The sequence below is a fragment of the Natronospira elongata genome (assembly GCF_034931365.1).
Classification (GTDB): domain Bacteria; phylum Pseudomonadota; class Gammaproteobacteria; order Natronospirales; family Natronospiraceae; genus Natronospira; species Natronospira elongata.
The window spans coordinates 1-26,342 of sequence record NZ_JAYGII010000030.1 but is presented as its reverse complement, the minus strand read 5'-3'; the positions used below and the strand labels follow the sequence as shown (position 1 = coordinate 26,342).

At 60.9% G+C, this 26,342-nt stretch carries 24 protein-coding genes and 1 riboswitch; of the genes, 14 read left to right on the top strand and 10 right to left on the bottom strand.

Annotated elements, in window-relative coordinates; genetic code table 11:
* Positions 1–1,118, bottom strand: a 1,118-nt coding sequence (locus VCB98_RS11215) for an MFS transporter (protein WP_346052596.1), incomplete at its 3' end; no start/stop codon positions are given.
* 85 nt (positions 1,119–1,203) lie between these two features.
* Positions 1,204–3,015 carry a DUF885 domain-containing protein gene (locus VCB98_RS11210; protein WP_346052594.1) on the bottom strand — a complete coding sequence of 604 codons (1,812 nt, stop codon included), beginning with the start codon at positions 3,013–3,015 and terminating at the stop codon, positions 1,204–1,206.
* A gap of 152 nt (positions 3,016–3,167) precedes the next feature.
* Here VCB98_RS11210 and gcvT point away from each other — a divergent pair, with 152 nt between their 5' ends.
* The 7 genes from gcvT (at position 3,168) to VCB98_RS11175 (ending at position 12,092) form a co-directional block, all read left to right on the top strand.
* Positions 3,168–4,259 (top strand): glycine cleavage system aminomethyltransferase GcvT, encoded by a 1,092-nt coding sequence (gcvT, locus tag VCB98_RS11205; protein ID WP_346052593.1) that lies wholly within the window; start codon positions 3,168–3,170, stop codon positions 4,257–4,259.
* 51 nt (positions 4,260–4,310) lie between these two features.
* On the top strand, positions 4,311–4,706 hold the full coding sequence (gene gcvH, locus VCB98_RS11200; protein WP_346052591.1) for a glycine cleavage system protein GcvH: 396 nt from the start codon (positions 4,311–4,313) through the stop codon (positions 4,704–4,706).
* 68 nt (positions 4,707–4,774) lie between these two features.
* On the top strand, positions 4,775–6,148 hold the full coding sequence (gene gcvPA / locus VCB98_RS11195) for an aminomethyl-transferring glycine dehydrogenase subunit GcvPA (RefSeq protein WP_346052589.1): 1,374 nt from the start codon (positions 4,775–4,777) through the stop codon (positions 6,146–6,148).
* A 38-nt stretch (positions 6,149–6,186) separates the two neighbouring features.
* Entirely contained in the window at positions 6,187–6,687 is a 501-nt protein-coding gene (gene tpx, locus VCB98_RS11190; protein WP_346052588.1) for a thiol peroxidase, read from the top strand.
* A gap of 30 nt (positions 6,688–6,717) precedes the next feature.
* Entirely contained in the window at positions 6,718–8,214 is a 1,497-nt protein-coding gene (gene gcvPB / locus VCB98_RS11185; RefSeq protein ID WP_346052587.1) for an aminomethyl-transferring glycine dehydrogenase subunit GcvPB, read from the top strand.
* Between the two features lie 136 nt (positions 8,215–8,350).
* Positions 8,351–9,286 (top strand): carbohydrate kinase family protein, encoded by a 936-nt coding sequence (locus VCB98_RS11180; protein WP_346052585.1) that lies wholly within the window; start codon positions 8,351–8,353, stop codon positions 9,284–9,286.
* An 82-nt stretch (positions 9,287–9,368) separates the two neighbouring features.
* Entirely contained in the window at positions 9,369–12,092 is a 2,724-nt protein-coding gene (locus VCB98_RS11175) for a trypsin-like peptidase domain-containing protein (protein WP_346052584.1), read from the top strand.
* Between the two features lie 63 nt (positions 12,093–12,155).
* Here VCB98_RS11175 and VCB98_RS11170 read toward each other — a convergent pair whose 3' ends face one another.
* Positions 12,156–13,352 (bottom strand): class I SAM-dependent rRNA methyltransferase, encoded by a 1,197-nt coding sequence (locus VCB98_RS11170; protein WP_346052583.1) that lies wholly within the window; start codon positions 13,350–13,352, stop codon positions 12,156–12,158.
* A 121-nt stretch (positions 13,353–13,473) separates the two neighbouring features.
* Between VCB98_RS11170 and lgt the strand changes: the two genes are divergently transcribed.
* The 4 genes from lgt (at position 13,474) to mgtE (ending at position 17,649) form a co-directional block, all read left to right on the top strand.
* Positions 13,474–14,283 (top strand): prolipoprotein diacylglyceryl transferase, encoded by an 810-nt coding sequence (gene lgt, locus VCB98_RS11165; protein WP_346052581.1) that lies wholly within the window; start codon positions 13,474–13,476, stop codon positions 14,281–14,283.
* On the top strand, positions 14,280–15,074 hold the full coding sequence (gene thyA / locus VCB98_RS11160) for a thymidylate synthase (RefSeq protein ID WP_346052580.1): 795 nt from the start codon (positions 14,280–14,282) through the stop codon (positions 15,072–15,074). The genes lgt and thyA overlap by 4 nt, the downstream gene beginning before the upstream one ends.
* A 454-nt stretch (positions 15,075–15,528) precedes the next feature.
* Positions 15,529–16,218, top strand: coding sequence for a PA4824 family protein (locus VCB98_RS11155; RefSeq protein WP_346052578.1), 690 nt, complete (start codon positions 15,529–15,531; stop codon positions 16,216–16,218).
* A 69-nt stretch (positions 16,219–16,287) separates the two neighbouring features.
* Positions 16,288–17,649: a magnesium transporter gene (gene mgtE, locus VCB98_RS11150; RefSeq protein WP_346052576.1), complete on the top strand. Its 1,362-nt coding sequence runs from the start codon at positions 16,288–16,290 to the stop codon at positions 17,647–17,649.
* Positions 17,650–17,727: 78 nt separating this feature from the next.
* Here the strand turns inward: mgtE and VCB98_RS11145 are convergent, their stop codons facing one another.
* Positions 17,728–18,597 (bottom strand): undecaprenyl-diphosphate phosphatase, encoded by an 870-nt coding sequence (locus VCB98_RS11145; RefSeq protein WP_346052574.1) that lies wholly within the window; start codon positions 18,595–18,597, stop codon positions 17,728–17,730.
* 67 nt (positions 18,598–18,664) lie between these two features.
* Positions 18,665–19,243: a TMEM165/GDT1 family protein gene (locus VCB98_RS11140; RefSeq protein ID WP_346052573.1), complete on the bottom strand. Its 579-nt coding sequence runs from the start codon at positions 19,241–19,243 to the stop codon at positions 18,665–18,667.
* A gap of 4 nt (positions 19,244–19,247) precedes the next feature.
* Positions 19,248–19,429: riboswitch (yybP-ykoY riboswitch) on the bottom strand.
* Positions 19,430–19,547: 118 nt separating this feature from the next.
* Here VCB98_RS11140 and folA point away from each other — a divergent pair.
* Entirely contained in the window at positions 19,548–20,042 is a 495-nt protein-coding gene (folA, locus tag VCB98_RS11135; RefSeq protein WP_346052571.1) for a type 3 dihydrofolate reductase, read from the top strand.
* Positions 20,043–20,165: 123 nt separating this feature from the next.
* Here folA and VCB98_RS11130 read toward each other — a convergent pair whose 3' ends face one another.
* Genes VCB98_RS11130 through VCB98_RS11120 form a run of 3 tightly spaced genes read right to left on the bottom strand, consistent with a single transcriptional unit; the run spans position 20,166 to position 22,573 of the window.
* Complete coding sequence (locus tag VCB98_RS11130; protein ID WP_346052569.1) at positions 20,166–20,699, bottom strand: hypothetical protein; 534 nt, start codon at positions 20,697–20,699, stop codon at positions 20,166–20,168.
* Positions 20,700–21,902 carry an ABC transporter permease gene (locus tag VCB98_RS11125; RefSeq protein ID WP_346052567.1) on the bottom strand — a complete coding sequence of 401 codons (1,203 nt, stop codon included), beginning with the start codon at positions 21,900–21,902 and terminating at the stop codon, positions 20,700–20,702. It lies immediately after the preceding gene.
* Positions 21,899–22,573 (bottom strand): ABC transporter ATP-binding protein, encoded by a 675-nt coding sequence (locus VCB98_RS11120; RefSeq protein ID WP_346052565.1) that lies wholly within the window; start codon positions 22,571–22,573, stop codon positions 21,899–21,901. Before VCB98_RS11120 ends, VCB98_RS11125 begins: the two co-directional genes overlap by 4 nt.
* Before the next feature lie 95 nt (positions 22,574–22,668).
* Between VCB98_RS11120 and VCB98_RS11115 the strand changes: the two genes are divergently transcribed.
* Both VCB98_RS11115 and zigA read left to right on the top strand, forming a co-directional pair.
* Complete coding sequence (locus tag VCB98_RS11115; RefSeq protein WP_346052563.1) at positions 22,669–23,136, top strand: transcriptional repressor; 468 nt, start codon at positions 22,669–22,671, stop codon at positions 23,134–23,136.
* A 164-nt stretch (positions 23,137–23,300) separates the two neighbouring features.
* Positions 23,301–24,521 (top strand): zinc metallochaperone GTPase ZigA, encoded by a 1,221-nt coding sequence (gene zigA / locus VCB98_RS11110; protein ID WP_346052561.1) that lies wholly within the window; start codon positions 23,301–23,303, stop codon positions 24,519–24,521.
* A gap of 88 nt (positions 24,522–24,609) precedes the next feature.
* Here zigA and VCB98_RS11105 read toward each other — a convergent pair whose 3' ends face one another.
* Together VCB98_RS11105 and VCB98_RS11100 are read right to left on the bottom strand one after the other, a co-directional pair.
* The gene (locus tag VCB98_RS11105; RefSeq protein WP_346052559.1) at positions 24,610–25,965 is read right to left on the bottom strand and encodes an FAD-dependent oxidoreductase; all 1,356 of its coding nucleotides are present in this window, start codon (positions 25,963–25,965) and stop codon (positions 24,610–24,612) included.
* Positions 25,962–26,342, bottom strand: a 381-nt coding sequence (locus VCB98_RS11100) for a kynureninase/PvdN C-terminal domain-containing protein (RefSeq protein ID WP_445353999.1), incomplete at its 5' end; no start/stop codon positions are given. The genes VCB98_RS11105 and VCB98_RS11100, both read right to left, overlap by 4 nt.

Genomic DNA, 26,342 nt, shown 5'->3' with positions numbered 1-26,342 from the left:
CCGGTGCGCATGGCGATGTCGATCATCAGGGCGCCGGCGATGGGCCCGAACAGGGAGGCCCAGCCGTAGGCTGCGGAGAAGGCGGCATTGGCCTTGGGCAGGGCCTCGGAGCGGACGCGGTCGCCGATCAGCTTGAGACAGACCGGGTAGGTGCCGCCGCCGGCCAGGCCGACGATGGCGAAGCCGAGCAGGTTGGGGCCGTAACCGGCGCCGGACCAGGCCAGCCAGCCGGTGGTGATGGCGCCGGCCAGGCCGATCAGGCCCAGGCCGGCCAGCACCCGCAGAGCGCCGATGCGGTCGGCAAGCACGCCACAGAGCGGCTGGGCGAGGACCGAGGCAATCAGCATCACGCCGACGATGTTCAGGGTCTGGCTGCGGTCGAAACCCAGGCGATGGCCCTCCACCGGGTAGATGCCGGTCATGCCGTTGTCCAGGACCCCGAAAATCACCGCGCCGAACAGCCCCAGTATCACCAGACGCCAGCGCAGGTGCCGGCCCCGCCGCCGGCTGGAGTCGGTTTCCGGTTTCGGCCGGGGCAGGCTTTTCAGCCCCCAGCGACAGACCGGAGCCACGATCACCGCCAGCAGGCCCACCAGGGCGAAACACCAGAGACCGAACCAGGCATAGGCCGGGGCCGAGAGCAGCACCCCGCCCCCGTAGCCGAGACCGAGCACAGTGCCATAGGCGGCCATGGCGCGACCGCGCTGATAGGGCTGTACCCCGCGCAGCAGTGCGGTTTCGGCGGCGATGAAAGTAAAGGCGGCCGCCAGCCCGAGCAGAAAGCGCACCGGGAACAGCAAATGCTCATGCCAGGCCAGGGCAAGCCCCAGCGCCGAGAAGCAAAGCCCCTGCAGGATGATCCCGGTCAAGGTGATCCAGCGCGGCCCCAGGCGGGCCACCAGGGTGCCCGCGAAAGGGCTGAGCAGGGCAATCGCCAGCGACAGGGTGGCCGAGACCGCCCCGGTGTAATACTCGGAAAAGCCCCGTTCTTCCAGAATCGAGGCCACCAGTGGCGCACTGGCCCCAAAACTGACCCCCACCAGGCCCATGGCGATGACCAGGGCCACCACGGCACGGGTGTTGAGGGCTTGGCTTTCGTCTCGGGGTTGGGGCGTCATTGGGTCGGTGATAGCACCGTAGGAGCGGATTCATCCGCGACGGGCGGCAATCCGCTCGCGAACGAATTCGCTCCTACGGTTGGGGTTATGAGGTTTGTTCTTCGATCCAATCATCCACAACCTGCTCCAGCACATCCAGGGGGATGGCGCCGTTGAGCAGCACGGTGTCGTGGAACAGGGCAATGTCGAAATCCTCGCCCAGGGCCTCCTCGGCACGCTGCCGCAGTTCGCGGATTCTGAGCTCGCCGATCTTGTAGGCCAGGGCCTGACCGGGCCAGGCGATGTAGCGGTCGATTTCGTTGATGATGTCGTGCTCGGCGCGGGCGGCGTTGCTCATGAAGAAGTCGATGGCCTCGTCCCGGGTCCAGTCCATGACATGCAGGCCGGTGTCCACGACTAGGCGCACGGCCCGCCACATCTCGTAGGTGAGCTGACCGAATTCATCGTAAAGGGTCTCATAGACCCCCATCTCGTGGGCCAGCCACTCGGTGTAGAGGGCCCAGCCTTCCACAAAGGCTGTGGGACCACCGTAGCGGCGGAACGCGGGCAGGCCCTCGATTTCCTGGGCCAGGGCGATCTGGAAGTGGTGGCCGGGCACCGCCTCATGCACGCTCAAGGCCGGGATTTCCCAGATCGGCCGGGTGTCCGGGCGATAGAGATTGACGTAGTAGAAACCGGCGCGGCTGCCGTCCGCCGCCGGCCGGGCGTAGTAGGCCGTGGTGGTATCCGGGGCGATGGAGTCCGGGATGGGCGTGACCCCGTAGGGCATGCGCGGCATGGTGTTGAAGAAGGGCGGAATCAGGCCGTCAATGCGCTTGGACTCGGCCCGGTAGTGCTTGAGCAGTTCGTCGGGGTCTTCGTAGTAGAACTTCTCGTCCGTGCGCAGATAGTGGAGAAAGTCATCGAAGTCCCCTTCGAATTCCAGCGCTTCAATGATCTCGTACATCTCGCCGCGAATTCTTTCGACCTCGCTGAGCCCGATTTCATGAATTTCTTCCGGGGTCAGTTCAGTGGTGGTGAAATGCTGGGCCCGCCAGGCGTAGTAGTCCTCGCCATCGGGGAAATAGCGGGCCCCCAGGGTCTCGCGGGCACCAGGGACATACTCTTCGGTGAAAAAGTCATGAAAGCGGTGATAGGCCGGGATAACCACCTCATTGATGGCGGCGATGGCCTGTTCGCGCAGGCGCGCCTGCTCTTCCTCCGGGATGCGGTCGGGCATGTTCTCGAAGGGGGTGAAAAAGCCGCTTTCCTCGGCACTGTCCACCAGTTGGGACTCGATCTGCGGGGGAATGCGCTCGGCAATCACGCGCGGCAGGGTCCAGCCGCTCTCGATACCCTCGGCCAGCAGGGCGATGGTCTGGTCCATGTAGCCGTCGAAGGTCTGCATCCGGTCAATCCAGTCCTCGAAATCGGACTGCCGACTCATGGGGATGCGGTTGACCATGTCATCGGCGGACTGAATACCGCCGCGCTGGTTGAGAGTGATCAGGTGGTGATCGTAGTGATGGCCATCGACGCGGGTTTCATACTGGTAGCGGAAGAGGTCGTAATTGAGCTGTTCCTCTTCCGGCAACAGGCTGCGGTCGATCTCGTCCAGCCGGGCCAGGACCTCGCGGTCGGCGGCCTGGCTGGCGGCCCGCGCCTCATCGCTCAAATCCGGCCATTCGGCATTGTAGCGGCGGTCACCCTGGGCAGACGCCATGGTCGGATTTTCCCGCAGCCCCCGTTCCCACTCTTCGTCAAACAGCTCGTGCAGGGCGGCAACAGCGGCTTCCGAGGCATTGGCCCCTTCATTTGCTGTGTCCCGCTCGCTTTCCTGCACCCCTTCCTCGGGGGCGTCACAGGCGGCGGCAATGGCCAGCCCGGCGGCGAACAATAGGGTCCAGACAACTCGCATAGTCAGCTCCTCATATTCCGTTTCGGAATGTAGCGCGGGGCGGGGTTTCGCGTTGGTGCCCGCCAGTCCCTTCCGGTATCATGTCACGCTTCCCGGGCCCAATCCGGGGCTCGACCGAATCGCGGACCAACCAAGGATAACCAAGGACCCGTATGGGCAACAGAACCCCCCTGTACGATCAGCATGTGGCACTGGGTGCCCGCATGGTGGATTTCGGCGGCTGGGACATGCCGGTCAATTATGGCTCCCAGATCGAAGAACACCACAAGGTACGCCAGGAGGCCGGCGTTTTCGATGTTTCCCACATGACCGTGGTGGATGTCGAGGGTTCCGGCGCCCGTGATTTTCTTCGCTACCTGCTCGCCAATGATGTGGCCAAGCTCAAGGGCCCCGGCCGGGCCATCTATGGCTGCATGCTGGATGAGCAGGGCGGCATTATTGATGACCTGATCACTTACTGGCGGGAGGAAGGTCGTTATCGGCTGGTGGTCAATGCCGCCACGCGGGAGAAGGATCTCAATTGGATCATGCGTCATGCCGAGCGGTTCGACGGGGTGACGGTGATTGAGCAGGCCGATACCGCCCTGCTGGCCATCCAGGGCCCCGCCGCGCGGGAGCGGGCCGCAGCCCTGCTGCCCGGCGAGCATCGGGAGGCGGCGATGGCCCTCAAGCCCTTTGGCTGTGGCGACTTCGGTGATGTCTTTGTTGCCCGTACCGGCTACACCGGCGAGGATGGTTTCGAGATCGTGATCCCCGCCGAACAGGCCCAGCGTTGGTGGCAGGGCCTGATGGAGGCCGGCGTGGTGCCCGTCGGTCTGGGCGCCCGTGACACCTTGCGTCTGGAGGCGGGTCTGAACCTTTATGGCAGCGACATGGATGAGTCGGTGACGCCATTGGAATCCGGTCTCGCCTGGACGGTGGCCTGGGAGCCGGCCGAGCGCGACTTCATCGGCCGTCAGGCGCTGGAAAAGCGCCGCGCCGAGGGCGCCAGCGAGAAATTCGTGGGTCTGATTCTGGAAGGCCGCGGCGTCCTTCGTGCCGGACAGACGATTGTCTGTGGCGCCGGCGAGGGCGTGACCACCAGCGGCAGTTATTCGCCCACCCTGGAGCGTTCCATCGGCCTGGCCCGGTTGCCCGGGGATTGCGGCGAGACCGTGGAAGTGGAGATTCGCAAGCGCAGGGTGCCAGCCCGCGTGGTCAAGCCTCCTTTCGTCCGGCAGGGCGAGATCAAAGTCGCCCTCTGAGCCGTTTGGATCAGGGCGGAAAAATCATCTCAAACTAGGGAGACAGGCGATATGAGCAATGTCCCGGCGGAACTAAAGTACAGCAAGAACCACGAATGGGTGCGGGTGGAAGATGACGGTAGCCTAACCGTGGGGATTACCGACCACGCCCAGGCGGCGCTTGGGGATCTGGTCTATGTGGAGGCCCCGGAGGTGGGTGAAAGCTACGGTGCCGGTGATGCCTGCGCGGTGGTGGAATCGGTCAAGGCCGCCTCTGATGTCTATTCACCGGTGGCCGGCGAAGTGATCGAGTCTCACGAGTCCCTGGCCGATGAGCCCGAGCACGTCAACGAAGACCCCTACGGCGAGGGCTGGATTTTCCGTCTGCGTCCGGATAAGCCCGAGGATGTGGATGCCCTGCTGGATGTCGATGGCTATCAGAAAATGCTGGAAGAGGAGGATGTCTGACGGAGATACCCGTCTGCACTCCTCGCTATCGAGCGGATTGTTAACCTGACGAGAACTGGATAACGGCGATGCCTTTCATTCCCCATACCGAGAACGAAGTCAAGGAAATGCTCGACGCCATTGGCGTTGACAGCATTGAGACTCTGTTCGATGAAATTCCCGAGAACCTGCGCATTCATGATCTGCCGGGGGTGCCCGAGTCGCTCAGCGAGATGGCCATCACCCGGTTGATGCATGAGCGGGCCGGCCGGGATGGCCAGCCAGCCTGTTTCATCGGCGCCGGTGCCTATGAGCATCACATTCCGGCCGCGGTATGGGAGATCACCACCCGAGGGGAGTATTACACCGCCTACACGCCCTACCAGGCCGAGGCCAGCCAGGGCACCCTGCAGCTCATCTATGAATACCAGTCCATGATGACCGAGCTGACGGGCATGGAGGTGTCCAATGCCTCCCTCTACGACGGTGCTTCCGGTCTGGCGGAAGCCTGTCTAATGGCGGTGCGGGCCAATCGCAAGTCCAAGTCTCGCCGCGTCCTGATGCCGACCTCGGTTCATCCCCTCTACCGGGACGTGACCGATGCCATTGCCGGCAGCCAGAAGCTGGCGTTCGAGGACATTCCCTATTGCGCCGAGTCCGGCACCACGCTGCTGGATGGTTTCAAGCGCTTTGAGGGAGAAGACATCACCGCCGTGGTTATTCCCCAGCCCAACTTCTTCGGCAAGCTGGAAGAAGTTAACGCCATCACCGACTGGGCCCATGCCCAGGGCGCGCTGGTGATCGGCGTGATCAACCCCACCAGCCTGGCCATCATCGATCCACCCGGTAACTGGGGGGAGCAGGGCGCCGATATCGTGGTGGGCGAGGGCCAGCCCCTTGGGGTGCCCATGTCCTCCGGCGGGCCCTACTTCGGCATTCTCTGCTGCTGCCAGAAGATCGTGCGCCAGATGCCTGGTCGTATTGTTGGCCGCACCGTGGACGAGGAGGGCAAGGAGGGCTTTGCCCTGACCCTGCAGCCTCGGGAACAGCATATCCGCCGTTCCAAGGCCACCTCCAACATCTGTACCAACCAGGGTCTGATGGTCACTGCGGCGACCATCTACATGGCGCTGCTGGGGGCCGAGGGCCTGGCCCGCGTGGCCGCCACCAGCCATCAGCGCACCCGTCAATTGGTGGATGCCCTCTGTGAGCTGGATGGTGTTGAACCGGTCTTCGACGGCCCCTTCTTCCATGAGGCCGCCATCCGCCTGGATCGCCCGGCCGAGAAGGTGCTGGCCGCCCTGGCCGAGCGTGACATCCTCGGTGGCCTGTCCCTCAAGGACTGGTACCCGGAGCTGGGTGAGGCCGTGCTGGTCTGTGCCACCGAAACCAAGACCGAGGACGACATTCGCGCCTACCGTGATGCCATGAGCGACGTACTGGCATCGGTGAAGGCCGCCTGATTTCTCCGCAAGAGCAACAAGACCCAGGAGGCAGTGGCATGGCTACGATTACTCTGCAGGGCAAGAAAATTCATACCGCCGGCGATTTGCCGGCGGTGGGTAGCACGGCACCGGATTTCCGGCTGGTGGCCGGTGACTTTTCCGATCGCAGCCTGAAGAATTTTGCCGGCAAGAAGAAAGTGTTGAACATCTTCATCAGTCTCGCCACTGGCATTTGCGCGGAGTCAACACGCAAGTTCAATCAATTCGCCGCCGAGCATCCGGATACGGTCATGTTGATGATCTCCGGTGACTTGCCCTTTGCCTCCGGTCAGTTCTGCAAGGACGAGAGTCTGGACAACGTCATCACTCTGTCGATGATGCGTAACAAGGATTTCGGTCAGGATTATGGCGTGCTGATGACGGATGGCCCCAGTGAGGGTCTGACCGCTCGCGCGGTCGTGGTTCTGGATGAGAACGACAAGGTTCTGCATGCCGAACTGGTGCCGGAAATCGCCCAGGAACCGGATTACGAAGCAGCCCTGAAAGTACTGGGCTAATCACCATCGTGGAACAACAGGGCCGGTGCCATGCACCGGCCGGTCAATGAGAACTGGAAGCAGACGACTATGCTGATTTTCGAACATGCCCGTCAGGGTCGCCGGGCCTACGCCCAGGCCCCCGCCGAGAAGCCGGCCTTTGATGACATTCCCGAACAGTTCCGACGCAAGGCGCCCCCCGAGCTGCCGGCGGTGTCCGAGTTGCAGGTGGTGCGTCATTACACCCGTCTGTCCCAGAAGAACTTCTCCATTGACACGAATTTCTATCCTCTGGGCTCCTGCACCATGAAGTACAACCCGCGGGCCTGTAACACGCTCGCCATGCTGCCCGGCTTTCTGGCCCGACATCCCCTTGGACCGGTGGATCATGGCCAGGGTTTTCTGGAATGCATGTACGAGCTGCAGGACATCCTTCAGGAAGTCACCGGCATGGCCGGGGTTTCCCTGACTCCCATGGCCGGCGCCCAGGGTGAGTTTGCCGGCGTGGCCATGATCAAGGCCTATCACGAGTCCCGTGGTGATCATGAGCGTGACGAGATCATCGTCCCCGATGCCGCCCATGGCACCAACCCGGCCACCGCCGTGATGTGCGGCTGCAAGGTGCGCGAGATCCCCACCGGCAAGGACGGGGATGTGGACCTGGAAGCCCTGCGTGCCGTGGTCGGTCCGAAGACTGCCGGCATCATGCTCACCAATCCCTCCACCGTGGGTGTCTTCGATCGCAAGATCGAAGAGATGTCGAAGATCGTTCACGAGGCCGGCGGCCTGCTTTACTACGATGGCGCCAACCTCAATGCCATCCTCGGCAAGGTGCGCCCGGGTGACATGGGCTTTGACGTCATCCACATGAACCTGCACAAGACCTTCTCCACTCCCCACGGTGGCGGTGGTCCGGGCAGTGGCGCCATTGGTGTCTCCAAGCGCCTGAAACCCTTCATGCCCGGCCCCATCGTCATGAAGGACGGTGACGGTTTCCGCTGGAGCAACAAGGACGAGCTGCCCAACAGCATTGGCCGTCTGTCCGCCTTCATGGGCAATGCCGGTGTGCTGCTGCGGGCCTACATCTATGCCCGGCTGCTGGGTCGTTCCGGCATGCAGCGGGTGGGCGAGTACGCCACCCTCAATGCCAATTACCTGATGGTGAAGCTGCGTGAGGCCGGTTTCGACCTGGCCTATCCGGAGCGTCGGGCCAGTCACGAGTTCATCGTGACCTTGAAGCGCCAGGCCAAGGAAACGGGCGTGATCGCCACCGACTACGCCAAGCGCTTGCTGGATTTCGGCTTCCATGCGCCGACCATGTACTTCCCCCTGCTGGTGCCCGAGTGTCTGCTCATCGAGCCCACCGAGAGCGAGCCCAAGGAGGAGCTGGACGGTTTTGTCGAGGCCATGGCCGCCATCAAGCGCGAGGCAGAGACCGAGCCTCAGACCGTGAAGGGCGCTCCCTACACCCTGCCGGTGAAGCGCCTGGATGACGTCAAGGCGGCCAAGGAGCTGGACCTGGCCTGGCGCAAGGCCAACGCCGCCTGAACACTATTGGCTGTAAAGACGCCAAGGTCACAAGGGAAGCAGTTGTCGCCTTTGTGCCTTGGCGTTTTTGCGTAAGCAAGGATTGAACGCAGCGCAAGCTATCGGAGCGCCGCAAAATATAACTGGGAGATATCTGATGACGGCATTGATCTGCGGTTCTTATGCCTACGACACCATCATGGTCTTCAATGGTCGATTCAAGGATCAGATCATGCCTGATCGGGTGCACATGCTGAATGTGGCCTTTCTGGTGCCGGACTTGAGACGCGAGTTCGGTGGCACGGCGGGCAATATCGCCTACAACCTCAAGCTGCTGGGCGGGAAGGGTATTCCCATGGCCACTGTGGGCACGGATTTCGGCCCTTATGATGCCTGGCTGGAACAGCACGGCATCGACAGCCGCTACGTCCAGCAGGTCGAGGGTGAGTACACGGCCCAGGCCTATATCACCACCGATATGGATGATAATCAGATCACCGCATTCCATCCCGGTGCCATGAACCATTCCCACCAGCAATCCGTTCCCCGTGATGCGGGAATCAGCCTCGGAGTGGTTGCCCCCGATGGTCGCGACGGCATGTTGCAGCATGCCCGGGAATTCGCCCAGGCCGGCATCCCCTTCCTCTTCGACCCGGGGCAGGGGCTGCCCATGTTTGACGGCGAGGAGCTTCTGGCCTTTATCGACCAGGCTCGCTGGGTGGCAGTGAACGATTACGAGTGTGGCATGCTCGAAGAACGTACGGGGCTGGATCGCAGCCAGTTGGCCCAGCGGGTGGAGGCTCTGGTGGTCACCCGGGGTGCCCAGGGGTCACTGATCTTTGCCAACGGCGACTGTCACGAGGTGGAAGCCGTACGACCGGCAGTGGTTAACGACCCGACCGGTTGCGGTGACGCCTACCGCGCCGGCCTGGTGTACGGCATGATGAATGAACTGGACTGGCTGACAACTGGCCGAATCGCATCGATGATGGGGTCAATCAAGGTTGCCCAACATGGCACACAGAATCACCATTTCACTGCCAAGGATTTCAGGGCCGGGTTCAAGCAGGCCTTCGGCTACAGCTTTGACTGAGCAGTTGAGCGGATCCCGGCGTCTTCAGGGCGGGCTTGCGGCGCTTGTGTGCGCCTCGGTCTTGCTCTGGGCCTCACAGACGATGGCCGAGCCCAGTTGGTCGGAGACCCTGGACCGCATTGCCCCTGCCGTGGTGCAGATTCGGGTGGATGCGCCGCGTCCCTTTGATACCGAGTGGGAAAACACCACCGAGGCCACCGGTTTCGTGGTGGATGCGGAGAAGGGGCTGATTCTCACCAACCGCCACGTGGTCTATCCTGGACCGGTGGTGGCCGAGGCGGTCTTTCAGAACGCGGAAGAGGTGGACCTGACCCCGGTCTATCGAGACCCCGTCCATGATTTTGGCTTCTTTCGCTACGATCCCGAAGACCTTCGCCATATTGATCCGGTCAGTATTCCCCTGGCGCCGGAAGCGGCCGCCGTGGGACAGGATATTCGGGTAGTGGGTAACGATGCCGGTGAGCGTCTTTCCATCCTGGCCGGGACCCTGGCCCGCCTGGACCGGGATGCGCCCAATTACGGCCGCGGCCGTTACAACGATTTCAACACCTTCTATTTCCAGGCCGCCTCCGGCACCAGTGGCGGCTCCTCCGGCTCGCCGGTGATTGACATTCAGGGCCGTGCCCTGGCCCTGAATGCCGCCGGGCGCATGGATGCCAGTTCCAGCTATTTCCTGCCGCTGCAAAGGGCCATTCGCGTGCTGGACAGGCTGCGCAATGGGGAAGATGTCACGCGGGGGACCCTGCAGACCACCTTTGTCCGCCAGTCCTACGACGAATTGCGGCGCCTGGGGCTGGATGAAGTGGAAGAGACTGCCGCCCGCCTCAATTTCCCGGATTACAACGGCATGCTGGTGGTGGACCGGGTAGTCGACGGCGGCCCGGCCAATGATCTGCTCCAGCCCGGCGACATCCTGCTCCGGATCAACGGCGAGATGGTGGCCAGCTTCGTACCGCTGGCGGAAATCCTCGATGACAGTGTCGGCAAGAGCTTGCAGCTGGATATTCGTCGTGGTGATGAGACCCGCCAGGTGGATGTCACCGTGGGTGATCTCATGGCCATTACGCCGGATCGCTATCTGGAGGTGGGGGGCGCCGTTCTGAACCCCCTGTCGTATCAGCAGGCCCGCCATTTCAATCGTCCACCAGGGGCGGTGTATGTGGCCTCCACCGGTTTCATGATGGGCCGTTCCGGCGTGCCCCGTGGGGCCATTATCCGTTCACTGGATGGAGAAACCACCGAAACGCTGGATGAGTTCAGGCAGGTGTTCGAGGGCCTGTCCGATGGTGCCCGGGTCCCGGTTCGCTATACCCGAATCGATGAGCCCTATCGCGAGGTGTTGGCCACCCTGACGGTGGACCGGACCTGGTTCCCGGCCCGGGATTGCCGAATGGAAAGTGGCACGGGCCGCTGGCCCTGCGAGGAATTGGCCGCCGCCCCGGCTCGCAATGAGATCAAGCCCGGCAGTGTCCGCTTCGGTGACTATGGTGATGCCCGGGCCCAGCGTCTATCCCGCTCCATGGTCTGGGTAGAGTTCGACATGCCTTTCCGGGTGGAGGGCATGGATGGTGTCGGTTTTACCGGGACCGGTATTGTCGTGGATGCGGCCCAGGGTCTGGTACTGACGGATCGCGCCGCGGTTCCAAGCCGCATGGGCGATCTGCGATTGACCTTCGCCAGTTCCCTCGAGGTGCCGGGGGAGGTGGTCTTCCTGCACCCGCTCAACAACCTGGCCCTGGTTCAATACGATTCCGCCCTGTTGGTGGGCAGTGAAGTGCGGCCGGTGACTTTCAACCCCCGCCTGCCCGGATCAGGCGATGATGTCTGGGTGGTTGGCAAGCGACCTGATCAGTCACTGGTCTCCAGGCGCACCGAAGCCAGCGGCCTGGACCCCCTGCGCCTGTCCCTGTCTTCCAGCTTCCGCTTCAGAGACGTGAACCTGGAGACGCTGTCCGTGGTCAATGCGCCGTCCGATGTCGGCGGTGTACTGGCCGACCGACATGGCCGGGTACAGGCGCTGTGGAGCAACTATGGCAAGCAGGGGGCGCGGGGCGATGCTTTCAAGGGCATTCCGGCCGAAGTCATACAAGACATGCTGGCCCGCTACCGAAATGGCGAGGGGATCCATTCCCTGGAGGTGGAGTTCCTGCTCATGCCCATGTCCAGCGCCCGCAAGCTGGGGCTGCCCGAGGCCTGGGCCAGTCGCCTGGCCGATCTCGACGACCGTCCCCGTGGGGTGCTCTCCGTAGAACGTATCGTGGCCGGTGCCCCGGCCGAGGATTACCTGGAGTCCGGGGATCTCCTGTTGGCGGTCAATGGCACGCCGGTGAATGACTTCCGTCGCCTTAATCAGGCCAGTCAGGCGGAAACAGTGGACCTGAGCATCTTGCGCAACGGTGAGGTCAAGGAGCTGACCGTGCCCACGCAGCGCATGGACGGGCGCGGCGTGGAGCGGGTGATTCACTGGGCCGGTGCGGTTCTCCACGAGCCCCACCGGGCCATGGCGGCTCAGCGTGGCATCCCGCGGCGCGGTGTTTTTGTCTCCAATTTCAGTTATGGCTCCCCGGCCAGTCGCTACGGCCTCAACCCGGGGCGGCGCATTATTGAGGTGGATGGCCAGTCAGTGAGCGATCTGGATGAGTTCCTCGAGCAGGTCGCCGGTCGTGAACATCGCAGTCCTATCCGCCTGCGCCTGGAAGACTGGGACGGCACCACCGATGTGGTGACCCTGAAGCTGGACAAACACTTCTGGCCCACCGAGGAAATTCAGCGCGAAGATGGCGAATGGGTCCGTCGGGAGCGTTGAAGGGTTAGGAGTGAGAGTAGAGGGCCCCCCTCGGTACTCAGCACTCAATGCTCGCCAATCGACTTACCAGCTCGGCAGCACCCGGAAAAAGGCCGTCTTTAGATAGGCGGTCTCCGGAATGGCCGGGTGGACGGGGTGGTCGGGGCCCTGGCCGCCGATTTCCAGTAACTGGGCGGAGCGATCCAGATGCCGGGCCGAGGCCTGGACGGTGCGGATGAGCTCATCCCGGGCCATGTGGGCAGAGCAGGATGCTGACACCAGCAGCCCGTCTTTTGCCAGCACCTGCAATGCCGCCTGATTGAGCTGACGATAGGCCTTCCTGCCCTGTTTGACGTCCTTGCGCCGTTTGATCAGAGCGGGTGGGTCGGCAATCACGATGTCGAACTTCTCTCCGGCCTGGCGCAGGTCCTTGAGCACCGCCATCACATCCCCCTGTTGAGTCTCCACCGTCAAGCCGTTGCGCTCGGCATTGGCCTCTACCCCCGCAAGGGCCTCGGCGGAGCTGTCGACACAGAGTACGTCCCCGGCCCCGGCATGGGCAGCGCGCAGCCCCCAGGCGCCCAGATAACTGTAGAGGTCAAGCACACGGGCGCCCGGCTGCACATGGTGGGCCAGGCGTTCCCGCATGGGGCGCTGGTCGAAGAACCAGCCGGTCTTCTGTCCCGCCAGAGGATCAATGCCGAATCGCAGGCCGGCTTCTTCGATTTCCAGGGTTTGCGGCAGCTCGCCCGCAATAAGCCGGGGCGCTTCAACTCCCAGATTCTCCAATTGCCGCACCGGGTTGTCGTTGCGCAGCACCACCGCCTCGGGAGCAAAGTTCTCCTCAATGGCCTGCAGTATTTCTCCCTGACGGACGTCCATGCCGGCGGTACTGAGTTGAATGGCATAGACCCGGCCGAAGCGTTCCACCACCAGGCCCGGCAGGCCGTCCGCCTCGCCGAAGACCAGTCGGCAGGCGCCGTCACCGTAAAGTCGCTCACGCAGGCCCGAGGCAATATTGAGCCGGTGCTTGATCAGGGACTTGTCCAGGGCCACGTCGGACTGGCGGCTGATCATGCGCCCGCAGATCAGGGAGTTGGGGTTCATATAGGCCGTCCCAAGCGGCTTGCCGCCCTGGCCAAGCACATTGGCCAGTTGCCCGGCTTCAAAATCCGTAATCCGCCCGGCCTCGCTGTCCACCTCATTGCTGAATATCCAGGCATGGCCGGCCCGCAGACGGCGGTCCTCATTTTTCTTCAGGCGCAAATGCGGGTGGGACATGGTGAATTTCTCCTACCGGGGGTGGAATGGGCGCCAATTCTAACACCCGCGGCCTTTCCGCCCTCAATTGCGATCCGGTAAACTGCCCCACTTGTCCTGGTCATCCCGGAAGGGGAGTTACATGCATTACCCGGATATCAACCCGGTCGCCATTGAGTTGGGCCCCATGGCTATTCATTGGTATGGCCTGATGTACGTGATCGGTGTGCTCGCGGCCTGGTGGCTGCTTGGGCGACGCCTGCGTCGACCGGATGTGGGCTGGGACAGCAATGACCTGGCTGATCTCACCTTCTACGTGGTTCTTGGGGTGATTGTCGGCGGTCGAGTGGGTTATATCCTCTTTTACAATCTGGGCGCCTATATCGACGACCCCCTGCTGGTCCTGCAGATCTGGCAGGGTGGCATGAGCTTTCACGGCGGCCTGCTGGGTGTGCTGTTTGCGGGCTGGCTCTTTGCTCGCCGCCAGAAGCGCCATTTCTGGGATGTGGTGGATTTCGTCGCGCCGGTGGTACCCATCGGCCTTGGTCTGGGCCGGATCGGCAACTTCATCAACAGCGAACTCTGGGGCAGGCCCACCGACGGACCCTTCGGCATGATCGTCAATGGCGTGGCCCGGCATCCCTCCCAGCTTTATCAGGCGGCTCTGGAAGGTCTGGTGCTATTCGTGGTCCTGTTCTGGGTGTCTGCCCGCCCCAGACCCAGAATGCTGATCTCGGGCCTGTTTGCCCTGCTCTACGGGGCATTCCGTTTCCTGGTGGAATTCGTGCGCATGCCGGATGAGCATATTGGCTATATCGCCTGGGATTGGCTCACCATGGGGCAGCTTCTCTCTCTGCCTCTGATACTCGTTGGCGTGGTGCTGATTACCCTGTCCCAGCGGAACCGGGGCTACCCCCCGACTCAGGCGGATCGGGAGGCGATGGCGAAATGAAGGCCTATCTCGACCTGATGCGACATGTGCGGGAGCACGGCCACCGCAAGGAAGACCGCACCGGTACGGGCACCCTGAGCGTGTTCGGCCACCAGATGCGCTTTGACCTGGCTCAGGGTTTCCCGGCCGTGACCACCAAGAAGTTGCATTTCCGCTCCATCATCCATGAGCTCCTGTGGTTTCTCAGCGGTGACACCAATATCCGCTACCTGCAGGAAAACAATGTCCGCATCTGGAATGAATGGGCGGACGAAAACGGTGACCTGGGACCGGTTTACGGTTATCAGTGGCGGTCCTGGCCGACCGCCGACGGGCAGGCCATCGACCAGATTCAGCGGGTGATGGAGCAGCTTGGGACCACGCCGGACTCTCGTCGCATGATTGTCTCCGCCTGGAATGTGGGCCAACTGGATCAAATGGCCCTGGCCCCTTGCCATGCCTTTTTCCAGTTTTACGTGGCGGACGGCAAACTGTCCTGCCAGCTCTATCAGCGCAGTGCGGATATTTTCCTTGGTCTGCCCTTCAATATCGCGTCCTATTCCATTCTGGTTCACATGATGGCCCAGCAGCTGGATCTGGATGTCGGGGATTTCATCTGGACCGGCGGTGATTGCCATCTCTACCTTAATCACCTGGAGCAGGCGGACAAGCAGCTCATTCGGGCGCCGCGACCCTTGCCTCGCCTGAACATCAAGCGGCGTCCCGGGAGTCTGTTTGATTACCGATTCGAGGATTTTGAGATTCTGGACTACGACCCCCACCCGCACATTAAGGCGCCGGTCGCGGTCTGAGGGTGTAACCTGCCGGCCAAGAAAGCAGTTGACAGAAGGTGCCGTACTCGTATAATTCGCCACCATCTTCAAATAGAAAGGAGGAACCCCCAGTTGGACGTTAGCAGTAGATGCCCGATGACGGGCAGGACAAGCTGAAGCCGCGAGGCCGTCTCACTGGAAATTCCTTCCTGCTGACCGCTTCGCAGCTTCAATGCGAAGCGGTCTAGCGTGAATCCCATCGCGAATCATTATCGGCTGCCGCCGATCTCGCCAGATTCATCGCCAGCCCGTTTCTCTCAATTGCAAACAGATCGCCCAGGGCGTCGTGGTTCGTCGTGTCCATGCAAATGCAACAGGGCGATGCTAGGCTTTGTGCGTGCAGATTTCCTGAGCACTGTTTGCAATCCTGTGCCTGCCAGTTATCGGGAACTTCAGGGAACCGTAACTGCCTGCCTGAAAACAGGAGAGAGAAGTGCGCAAGCAAATGATTCCTGGCGCAGCAATTGGTGCTGCCCTCATGACCCCTTTCACCGCCCAGGCCTCCGGTGGCCACTGGCTGGTGGATGATGCCGCTGTATTCCCGACCCAGACTGCCGGGCTCGAAGCCTGGTATGAGGATTTCGGCGACTCCGCCGATGCCTTGGCGATCCAACCCGCCTATACCTTGTCCAACGGTCTGGAGCTGACCGGGGTAATAGAAAGCGTTTCTGTTGGGTCTGACCGTAAAAATGCCTTTGGAATTGAAGGCAAGTACCTGTGGCGGGATTTTGAAGCCGGTGACAGTTTCGGCCTTGGTCTGGTCGTGGGCTCTGCCTTTGATGATTCCGCTTCGATCGAGGAAGTGTTCGCCTATGTGCCGTTTTCCTTCCCCCTGGCGGATGGCAACTGGATTGTTCATGTCAATCTTGGTGTCCTGCAGGATCAAGCCGGTGATGAAGATGAAACCAGCGGATTTTATGGGGTTGGCTCTCAGCTGGCCATTGGTGGCGGTGTCGAGTGGATCGCCGAGGTGCTGGACAGCACGGAAGACGACACCTTCGCCCAGACTGGCTTCCGCTTTGCCCTGGGTCAGACCGATGGTGTCCTCGACCTGAGTTATGGCTGGAACCTGGATGACAGTGATGATGACTGGGTGACCTTGGGTTTTGCCTGGGAATTTTAAGTCGATTACAGAACAACGAAACAGGGAAGCGGCCTGACCGCTTCCCTCCCCATTGGCGGGAGGTGAAAAATGGAAGAAAACAAAGATCTTCTTATCGAAGTGCGCGAACTGATTGCCCAGGAGAAGTGGGCTGAAGTCAAAAGCCTGCTGGAAGACCAGCATATCCAGGATGTGAGCTATGTTCTCTCCGAGCTGGACGAGGAAACCCAGACGCCCATCTTCAAGGCCCTGGATCGGCCACTCTGGGCTGAAGTGTTTGCCTATCTGGAACACAATGATCAGATTCGACTGCTGGATGCATTGAGTCAGGAAGAAGGCCGCTTCATCCTCCAGAACATGGCTGCAGATGATCGGACGGCGTTTCTGGAGCGTCTGCCCGAGGAGGATATGCGCAATCTTCTGCGTCTGTTGCCGCCCAGGGATGTGAAGCAGGCGCTGCGCCTGCTGGGGTATCCGGAAGAATCCGTCGGTCGTCTGATGACGCCCCACTTCGTTGCCGTGCGCCCGGAATGGAGCATTGCTCAGGCCATGGAGCATGTGCGCCAGCAGAGCGAAGAAGGCGAAACCGTCAACGTCATCTATGTCACCGATGACAATGGCCAGCTCCTCGACATGATTGAGCTCAAGCGCTTCATTCTCGGCAAGCCCGAGGAGAAGGTTGAGCAGATCATGGAAGACACTGTGGTCAGTGTAACCGTTACCGAGGACCGGGAAGAGGCAGTCCAGAAGATTCAGCACTACGATATCGAGGCCTTGCCGGTGGCGGATGACAGAGGCCGCCTGGTGGGTATTGTCACCGTCGATGACGTCCTGGACGTGGCAGAAGCCGAGAGCACCGAGGACTTCCATAAGATGGGTTCCGTTGGGGTGCTCAATCTGAACCTCAACCAGGCCAGCCCCTGGTTGTTGTTCCAGAAGCGGATCGGCTGGTTGCTCATCCTGGTCTTCGTCAACATGTTCGCCGGTGAGATCATCGGTGCCTATGAAGAAGCGATTGAGGGTCTGTTCGTGCTGATGACCTTCCTGCCCCTGGTAGTGGATAGTGGTGGCAATGCCGGCACCCAGTCGGCCACGCTCATGGTTCGAGCCCTGGCGACCGGTGACGTGAAGATGCGAGACTGGCTCAAGCTCTTCGGCAAGGAGCTGGGTGTCGCAGCTGCCCTCGGTACCGCCATGGCCGTGGCCGTTTTCCTGGTGGCCTTCTTCTGGCGCACCGAAATGGCCCTGGATGTTTCCATGGTCATCGCCTTGGGGATGATTGGTGTGGTTGTTGTGGGTTCCCTGGTGGGCATGCTGCTGCCCTTCGTGCTGACGCGCCTCAACCTGGATCCGGCCACTGCCAGTGCCCCCTTGATCACTTCGATCGCGGACCTGGCGGGGATTGCGATGTACTTCTTCATCGCCGCTGCGGTTCTTGGCTTGTCGGTCTAGCTGCCTGACCCAGCTGGCGAAAAAAAAGCCCGGCCTTTGTGCCGGGCTTTTTTTAGAACTGCGGATAATGCCAGGGGGCTAGAACGTCCCGGCGTCGATAAAACCGAACAGAACCGCCGCGGCCAGGAGCCAGAGATAGAAGGAGAAGACCCGAAGGCGGGCACGGTAGAGGAGGGCGAGGACCAGCTTCAAGGCCGCTATCCCGACCACGGCGGCGGTCACAAAGCCCACCCCGAGGGCGGTGAGGCTCATGCCATTGAGGCCATCACCGGTGACCACTTCAACGCTCTGAACCAGCGTGGCGGCCATGATGGTGGGGATGGCCAGGAAGAAGCTGTACTGGGCCGCCCAACGGCGCTTGACCCCGGCGAGCAGTGCAAAGGTGATGGTCATGCCGCTGCGGCTCAGGCCCGGCACCAGGGACAGGCCCTGGGCAAGGCCAATCCAGGCCGCAGTGCCCAGGCGAATCTTTTTCAGGCCAATGGGAAGATGACGCAGGCGGTCTGTCCACCAAAGCAGAACGCCGGTCAGGGTCAATGTGCCGGCCACCAGCAGGGGATTGGCGAAGAAACGCTCGAAGAAGAACTTGAAGCTCAGGCCAATGATGCCGGTGACCAGGACCGAGAAAAGACAGAGTAGGAACAGGCGCAGGAAGAGATAGTGCCAGGGAGCGTGGCCCCGGTCACTCAGCCACTGCCAAGTGTCGCTGAGAATGCGCCGCACGAACTCGATCAGGCTGTGCCAGAAGACCATCACGATGGAGACCAGGGTGCCCACATGCACCACCAGGTCGAAGAGGATCATCTCGGCGCTGTCAGGTGCCGGCAGTTCATGGCCGGCACCGATCAGCCAGTGCTGGGCGATCACCAGGTGAGCCGTTGAACTCACCGGGATGAACATGAACAGGCCCTGGATGATCCCCAGCAGCAATGCAATCCACAATGCCATGATTCGTTCTGGCTCCCTTGGGCAGTTAGCCTCGCAGCCTAGCGATTATCTTCATCCGCTGCCAGCTTCAGCCCTGATTGAATCCGGCTTCCCAGAGCACCCAGGCGCCGATGGCAATGAACAACAGGGCCGCCAGCACACGCACCGTGCGCATGGGGATTCGGTCAGCGAACTTGTGTCCCAGCCAGATCACGGGTGCATTGACCAGCAGCATGGCGAAGGTCGCGCCCATCATGACGGGGATGATGGTCTCGAAATGGGCTGCCATGGCCATGGAGGTCAGCTGGGTCTTGTCGCCAATCTCCATGAGGAAGAAGGTCACCATGGCGGTGATGAAGGCCCCGCGCCCCGTTTCCCGGGGGCGGTCATCGGTGTGGACCTGTTCCGGGATCAGCACCCAGATCCCCATGCCCACGAAAAGGGCGCCGACGATCCAGCCCAGAATCTGATCATCCACGAACTGGCCCAGGCTCATCCCTACACCGGCAGAGAGCCCATGAATACCAATAGAGGCTACGGCCAGGCCCCCGAGCACGGCCCAGGGCTTGCGGAACTTGACGGCGAGCAACAGGGCCAGGAGCTGCGTTCGGTCGCCCAATTCGGCCAGGGAGACCGCGGCGAGACTGAGGAAAAAAGCTTCGATCATGAGAAATCCTTCAGGGAGCCGGCATCCAGACGCAATGACACCACCCTGCCGCCGGCTCCTGTCGGGGCAGAATAGTGCCAAAGGTCTTGCCAGGCCGTGGTGGCTGCCCGCGCCATGGTCTGTGGACCAAGTCTGTTGACGCGAGCCCCCGTGGGAGCGGGGCGGCTACTCCCCAATGGCAATAGGGCTTGGATTCTAAGGAAAAGCCCGGTCCCGGTCAAAGCGTCGCGCCGGGCAGTTCTGCCTGTCACAATATGCGTCTTAAATGCCGATGGCCAAATTGTTCTGAGCAAGGGGGATATGAATGGATATTGTTCTGGTGGCTGCGATGACGCGCAATCGAGTCATTGGCAAAGAGGGTGGCATGCCCTGGCATCTGCCGGCAGATCTGGCCCATTTCAAACGGGTGACGCTGAACCATCCGGTGGTCATGGGGCGCAAGACCTTCGAGTCCATCGGCTTTGCCCTTCCGAAACGCCGCAACATTGTCGTGACCCGTCAGGAGAATGCCGTGTTCAAGGGGGCAGAGACGGCTGCGTCATTGAGTGAAGCGCTGGAAAGGCTCGCCGGCACCGAGACCGTAATGCTAATTGGTGGGGGACAGCTGTACCGGGAGGCCTTGCCTCTTGCCACCCATATGGAACTGACTTTCATTGATGCGGAAATCGATGGGGACACCTGCTTCCCGGAATGGCCCGTGGATGAATGGCAGGAAATCAGCCGGGAACATCGCCCCGCCGACGAGAAGAATCCGCATAATCTGGATTTCGTCAGCCTAAAACGTATTAAGGCTAGCTAAGGAACCTCTGATTAATTTAAATTAATCAGAGGTTCCCAAAAGCTCATCCCAAAACAACACAGTAATCGTCTTTTCCTTGGCGCCTTGGCGCCTTGGCGACTTTGCGTCTTTGCGCGAGCCTGTTCATTCCCTGACTCGCCTTGCATCATTCAGGCGATAGAAGAGGCCGTACTCGTCTTCTTCCAGTACCTCCAGCTCACCCTCCAGCAGAACGGCATCCCAGGTGAAGCGGATGGAGTCCCTCGCCCGGGTTTCAATGATGTAACCGGCGCCGGCATTCAGGCAGTAGGGGCAACTGGGGGGCAGGGCAGTGAAGAGAAACTCATCCATCCGCTCCTGGTTCTGCATGGGGAAGATGAAGCCCTTGATGCGGATGGTCTCTCCATTCATATCCTTGACCGCAGCGGGGAAAATCGGCCGCAGATGACTCCTGCCATCAATGACTTCGATCTCATCTTCCACGCTACCCAATAAATCCCAGGAAACCGCCCCTTCAGGTGTCGTCGGTACCTGGTGAGCATAATCATCGAACGTGGCGTCCTCTGGCGGTGGCTCGGTGGCCAACTCGTCATCACTGAGCTGGGCCATCGCCTGTAGCGTGCTTAGAGTGAGTGTCAGGCCCAGAATGCCAAGGGCAAGAATCCGGCGCTTATCCATTTAATATCCACGTCTCAAGGTATTGGCGACATTGATCCGGCTGGCCAGCCAGGCGGGCAGGATAGCCACCAGCAGTCCGGCAAGCAGGATTCCCCCGGTGAGCAACCATTGCCCATCGGCCCAGTACCAGCCTGTAAGAACGATGGACCGTCCGGCCTCACTGAATGCACCCAGCAACTCACAAGCCAGATGGCCCAGCGCCAGCCCCGTCAGCAGACCGGCGAGGACCATGAGTAGTCCTTCCAGCAGGGTGATTCTGAAAAGCAAGCCGGGGCCCCCGCCCATGGCCCGCATGACAGCCAGGTCGTAGCGACGTTCCCTCAGATTTTGATAAAGAAGCGTGACAACGCCCAACAGCGAAGCGCCCACCAGAATGACCGCGAACCAGGCCATTCCGTCCACTACCGGGCGCATCATGGCGAACAGGCGGGCACTCTCATGGGCCGGTCGGGCGGCCTGCCATGGCGTGTCACCATCAATCATCTGGGGTAGTCGGGCTGCAGCCATAGGCGAGGCGTACTGGACGAGGATGGCAGTGACTTCATGACCTTGATCCTCATCAACATGGCCATGTCCATTGTCATGGCCGTGGTCGTGGACTGCCCAGACGCTTTCCACCGATGTAAGAATCAATCGGTCCAGTACGCTGCCTGTTCGCTCCAGCACGCCCACAACCTCATAGGGGTGCTCGCCGTGCACCGGCCCGCCATCGCCAAGCCCATGCATCCCTTCGAACTGGTCGCCCAGACCGAGTCCGGTGCCTTCTGCCGCGGCGGCGCCCACCACGGCTTGAAAATCGCCTGCCCAGAATCCGCCTTCACGCAGTTCGGCCTCGTAGAGCTCGGCATAGGCGGGCTCCGTCCCCACGATCCGGTAGCCATGATAATTGTCACCGAGTGCCAGCGGGATGGTTCGTTCGACGGCCCGCTCTTGATGGATCCGTTCCCGTGCGTCCAGCGGGAGATTGCCGATGGGAACGTCCAGGTGATAGACACTGGAGAGAATCAGTTGCATGGGGCTACCCGCCGGGCCCACCACCAGGTCAATGCCCTGGGCATCTCGGCTCATGCGATCACGAAGTTGCTCCTGACCGATCAGCAGCAACACCACCATGCCCACACCCAGGCCCATGACCAGGGCATTGATCAGAGTCTGCAAGGGGCGCCGCCAGACTTGTCGCAGGGCCAGTGTGAAACTGTTCATGTCTGGCCGCTCCTGTTGGCGGGCTCGGCCAGATAGGCATCCAGGGCCAGGCGGTGGGAGAACTGGTCTCGGATGCGATTGTCGTGGCTGGCCACCAACAGGCTGGCCCCCTGGCCGGCCGCCTCGCTGAACAGCAAGGCCAGCACCGATTCGGCATTCCGGTCATCCAGGGCCGAGGTGGGTTCGTCGGCCAGAATCAGCTTGGGTGCATGGATCAATGCCCGGCCGATGGCTACTCGCTGTTTTTGCCCCTGGCTGAGTTGATTGGGGTAATGGCGGGCTTGATCAGACAGCCCCAGACGGTCCAGCCAATCCATTGCATGTGCTCTGGATTGCCCCCGTCCACCCAGCCAGCTGCCCAGACGCAGGTTATCTTCCACGGTGAGCCCTTCCAGCAGGTGAAAGTCCTGAAAAATCAGCCCGATATGCTCGCCCCTGAGGCGATCCCGACCGCGCTGGCCAAGCTCCGACAGTGCGGTCCCATTGACGGACAGTTGTCCGCTGAACTGGCTGTCCAGCCCGGCAATACAATGCAGCAGGCTGGTCTTGCCGCAGCCGGAAGGGCCGCTCATCAGGCCGTATTCGCCCTGGGGCAGGGCCCAGTGGGGGATGGCGAAAAGGGGTCGATTCCCTTGCCAACAGCGAAGGTCATTGAGGCTTACGGCATCCATGGCAGCGCGCATTCTCTGGGCATGATGAGTGTGTTATATTGTAACGATAATATTTTGAGGCACAATGGTCTGGTGTCAAATTGCAGGAGGAAAGCATGGCTTCCCACGCCCATGATCATGAGCAATGTATCAGCGAGGCCCTCGGCAGCGCCGAGCGGGTCTGTGCCCAGCGTGGCGCCCGCCTCACTCCGCTTCGCAAGCGGGTGCTGGAGCTGATCTGGGAAAGCCATGAAGCCATGAAGGCCTATGATCTATTGGATCGCCTGGGGCAGGAAGGTGGCAGTGCCAAGCCCCCGACTGTGTATCGAGCCCTCGATTTTCTGCTCGCCCAGGGTCTGGTTCACCGCATAGAGAGCGAAAATGCCTATGTGGGTTGCCGCCACCCCGAGCGGACCCATGAGTTTCAGCTCCTGATTTGCGATGGCTGTCGTCACGTGGAGGAGATTGCTGTTTCCGGGGTCACCGAGGCCCTGGGCAAGCACGCAAAGAAGCAGGGTTTCACCGTGACCAGTCAGACGGTGGAAATACACGGCCAATGCCCAAGCTGTCGCGATAGCGCCTGACCAGAAACTGTGGCCCCTGAACGGAGCCGTCCTTGGGCCGCCGGTTCGCCAATGCGGCTTTTTCGCGGCCGACTCAAGCTCCCGAATCAAGTACAGCGTAAATGTTCGCTCAAATTCGCTAATTAAAGATACGTTATAACAGCATAAATATTTGAGGTATCGCCATGACTGAGACCATCGACAACCGTCTGCCCGTCACCGTCCTGTCCGGATTCCTGGGTGCCGGAAAGACCACCCTGCTCAATCATGTGTTGCATAACCGTGAGGGGAAAAAGGTGGCGGTGATAGTCAATGACATGAGCGAAGTGAACATTGATGCAGGGCTGATTCGTGACGGTAGTGCCAATCTCAGCCGGACGGATGAGCAACTGGTGGAAATGAGCAATGGATGCATTTGTTGCACCCTCCGGGATGACCTCCTTAAAGAGGTGCGTGAGTTGGCCGAGTCGGGTCGCTTCGATTATCTGTTGATCGAATCAACGGGCATCTCGGAACCCATGCCGGTGGCCGCCACTTTTGAGTTCGCCGACGAGAATGGTGTCAGCCTTTCAGACGTTGCCCGACTGGACACAATGGTTACCGTTGTCGATGCAGATAACCTGATCAAGGATTACAGCACCACTGACTTTCTGGCGGACCGGGGGGAATCTGCCGGGGAAGAGGATGAGCGGGCGGTGGTTGATCTATTGGTGGAGCAGATCGAGTTTGCCGATGTGGTGGTGATCAACAAGATAGACAGGGTAAAAGATGCGGATCGTGAGTTGGTCACGGCATTGGTGATGTCACTGAATCCGGAGGCGGAAATCATCTACAGCGAATTTGGAAGAGTACCCCTGGGAAAGATCATGGATACAGGGAAGTTTGATATCCAATGGGCCGTGAACATGCCTGGCTGGGCAAAGGAGATGCGCGGCGAACACGTGCCGGAAACCGAGGAATACGGCATCAGTAGCTTTGTGCTCCGATCCCGAAGGCCTTTCCATCCGGAACGCCTCTTCAAGCTCTTCCATTCTGACTGGGGCAGTGTGGTTCGTTCGAAAGGGTACTTCTGGCTTGCCTCGAGAATGGATTTTGTCGGTGAGATGTCTCAAGCTGGAAGTGCCCTGACGCATCAAGCCGCCGGTTTGTGGTGGGCTGCGACACCTGACTCAGCACTGCCTGCCGATGCGGAGGACCGCGCGGCCATTCGTGAGCAATTTGATGGCCCCTACGGCGACCGTCGCCAGGAGTTGGTGTTCATCGGCATTCACATGGATGAAGCTGCCTTTCGGGCTCGGCTTGAGGCCTGTTTGTTGACCGATGAGGAGATGGCCCTGGGGCCCGAGGGATGGCAGTCCCTGCCGGACCCATTCCCTGAATGGCAGATGCTGGAAGAGGCGGGGTGATCCGCCCAATCCGGTAACTCAGGCAAGGCCGCCGCCCCGCTGGAGTGGACTCAGTTCGGTCGACCAGGGGGCGCCGGCCGTTGCCCTGTCAGGTCTCGCTCAGGCGCTCACGGACCAATTCATCTGCATGCTTCATATCGACCCCTTCCAGACTGTCTGTATCGGCGGTCAATTCATTCAGGATGGTTTGTTGAATCCGGCCTCGAGATTGCGCCTCGGCGTAGGGCAGGTGATGGAACATCACCATGGAGTAGCGGGGAATGAAGCGATTGGGGTGTCGCTCTTCCAGTTTCCAGCCCAGTTCCCTTTGCAGCTTGAACTTGGGGTCGCGCACGGAATCGCGCATTTCCACGTAGTTTTCCAGGGCCATGTCGGCAATGGCGTTGGCATTGGGCTTGCGGCGCGCTTCGGTGGCGGCGAAAGCTTGAGTCCAGTCGCCTTCAAACTCGTCCAGGCAACGGTCCAGTTCCAGACAATCTTCGAAGGCGCAGTTCATGCCCTGGCCGTGGAAGGGTACGATGGCATGGGCTGCGTCACCCAGCAACAGGGCGAAGTCATTCACCCGCCATTGGGGGCTGCGCACCGTGCCGAGTTTGCCCAGGGGATTCTCCAGATAGGTATCAAGCAGATCGGGCATGAGCTTGGTGGCATCGGAAAATTCGCTCTCGAAGAACGAGCGTATTTTTTCAGGGGCATTACCCAGGCTGTTGAAAGACGGTTCACCCTTATGGGGGAGGAACAGCGTCACGGTGAAGCTGCCATCCAGGTTCGGTAAGGCAATCAGCATGTAGCCGCCCCGGGGCCAGATATGCAGGGCGCCGCGCTCCATCTGCCAATCACCGTTCGCTGTGCCCGGAATGTTCAATTCCTTGTAGCCGTGGCCGAGCAATTCCTCGCTGACCGTCATTCCCAGATGGGCTTCCATGGCCTGGCGGGTGGGCGAGCCGGCGCCATCGGTGGCGATCAGGCGATCACAGCCCAGGGCCTGCTTTTCGCCCCTTAGTTCATCGATCAGGTGAATGCGGCGTTGTTCAAAGTCCACCGATTCCAGGGCCTGGTTGAAATGGAAGCGCACCCGACCTGTTTCCTCGGCGGCGTCCATCAGGCGCTTGTTGAGTTCCCCACGGGAAACGGAATAGATCACTTCCTCCGGGCGTTTGCCATAGGCCTGAAAATCCAGGCCGCCCTGCTCGTCATGAAGCATTCGCCCTTCCATGGGGATGAGCAAATCATTGACCCGGTCCATCACGCCGGCCCCTTCCAGGCCCGCGATGCCACGATTGGCCAGCGCCAGGTTGATGGAGCGCCCGGCCGAGATGGTCTCCTGCCGCATGTCCGGACGCTTCTCGAACACCGTCACATCGAAGCCCCGCCGCGCCAGATAGACCGCCATCAATGAGCCGGCCAAGCCGGCCCCGGCAATCATGATTTTTTCATTGCTCATAGGGTTCTATCCATCAATATCGCCTGCTCCAGTCGATCAACGAAGTGATAAAGGTCCTCGAAGCGGTTATAAAGGGGCACCGGGGCAACACGGATGACATCCGGTTCACGCCAGTCACAGATCACCCCGTTGCGTTCCAGCGATTCGAAGATCCGGCGTCCATCGCCCTGTTTCAGGCGCAGGGAGACCTGGCAGCCGCGCTGTTTCTCGTCCCTAGGCGTGATGACTTCCACCGTGTCGGCCAGACGGTCGTCCAGCCACTGCAGCAGGGTCTCGCTGAGCTTCAGGGATTTTTCGCGCAGGGCGCTCATGCCCACTTCGTCGAAGATCTCCAGCGAGGCCAGCACCGGGGTCATGGCCAGAATGGGTGGATTCGA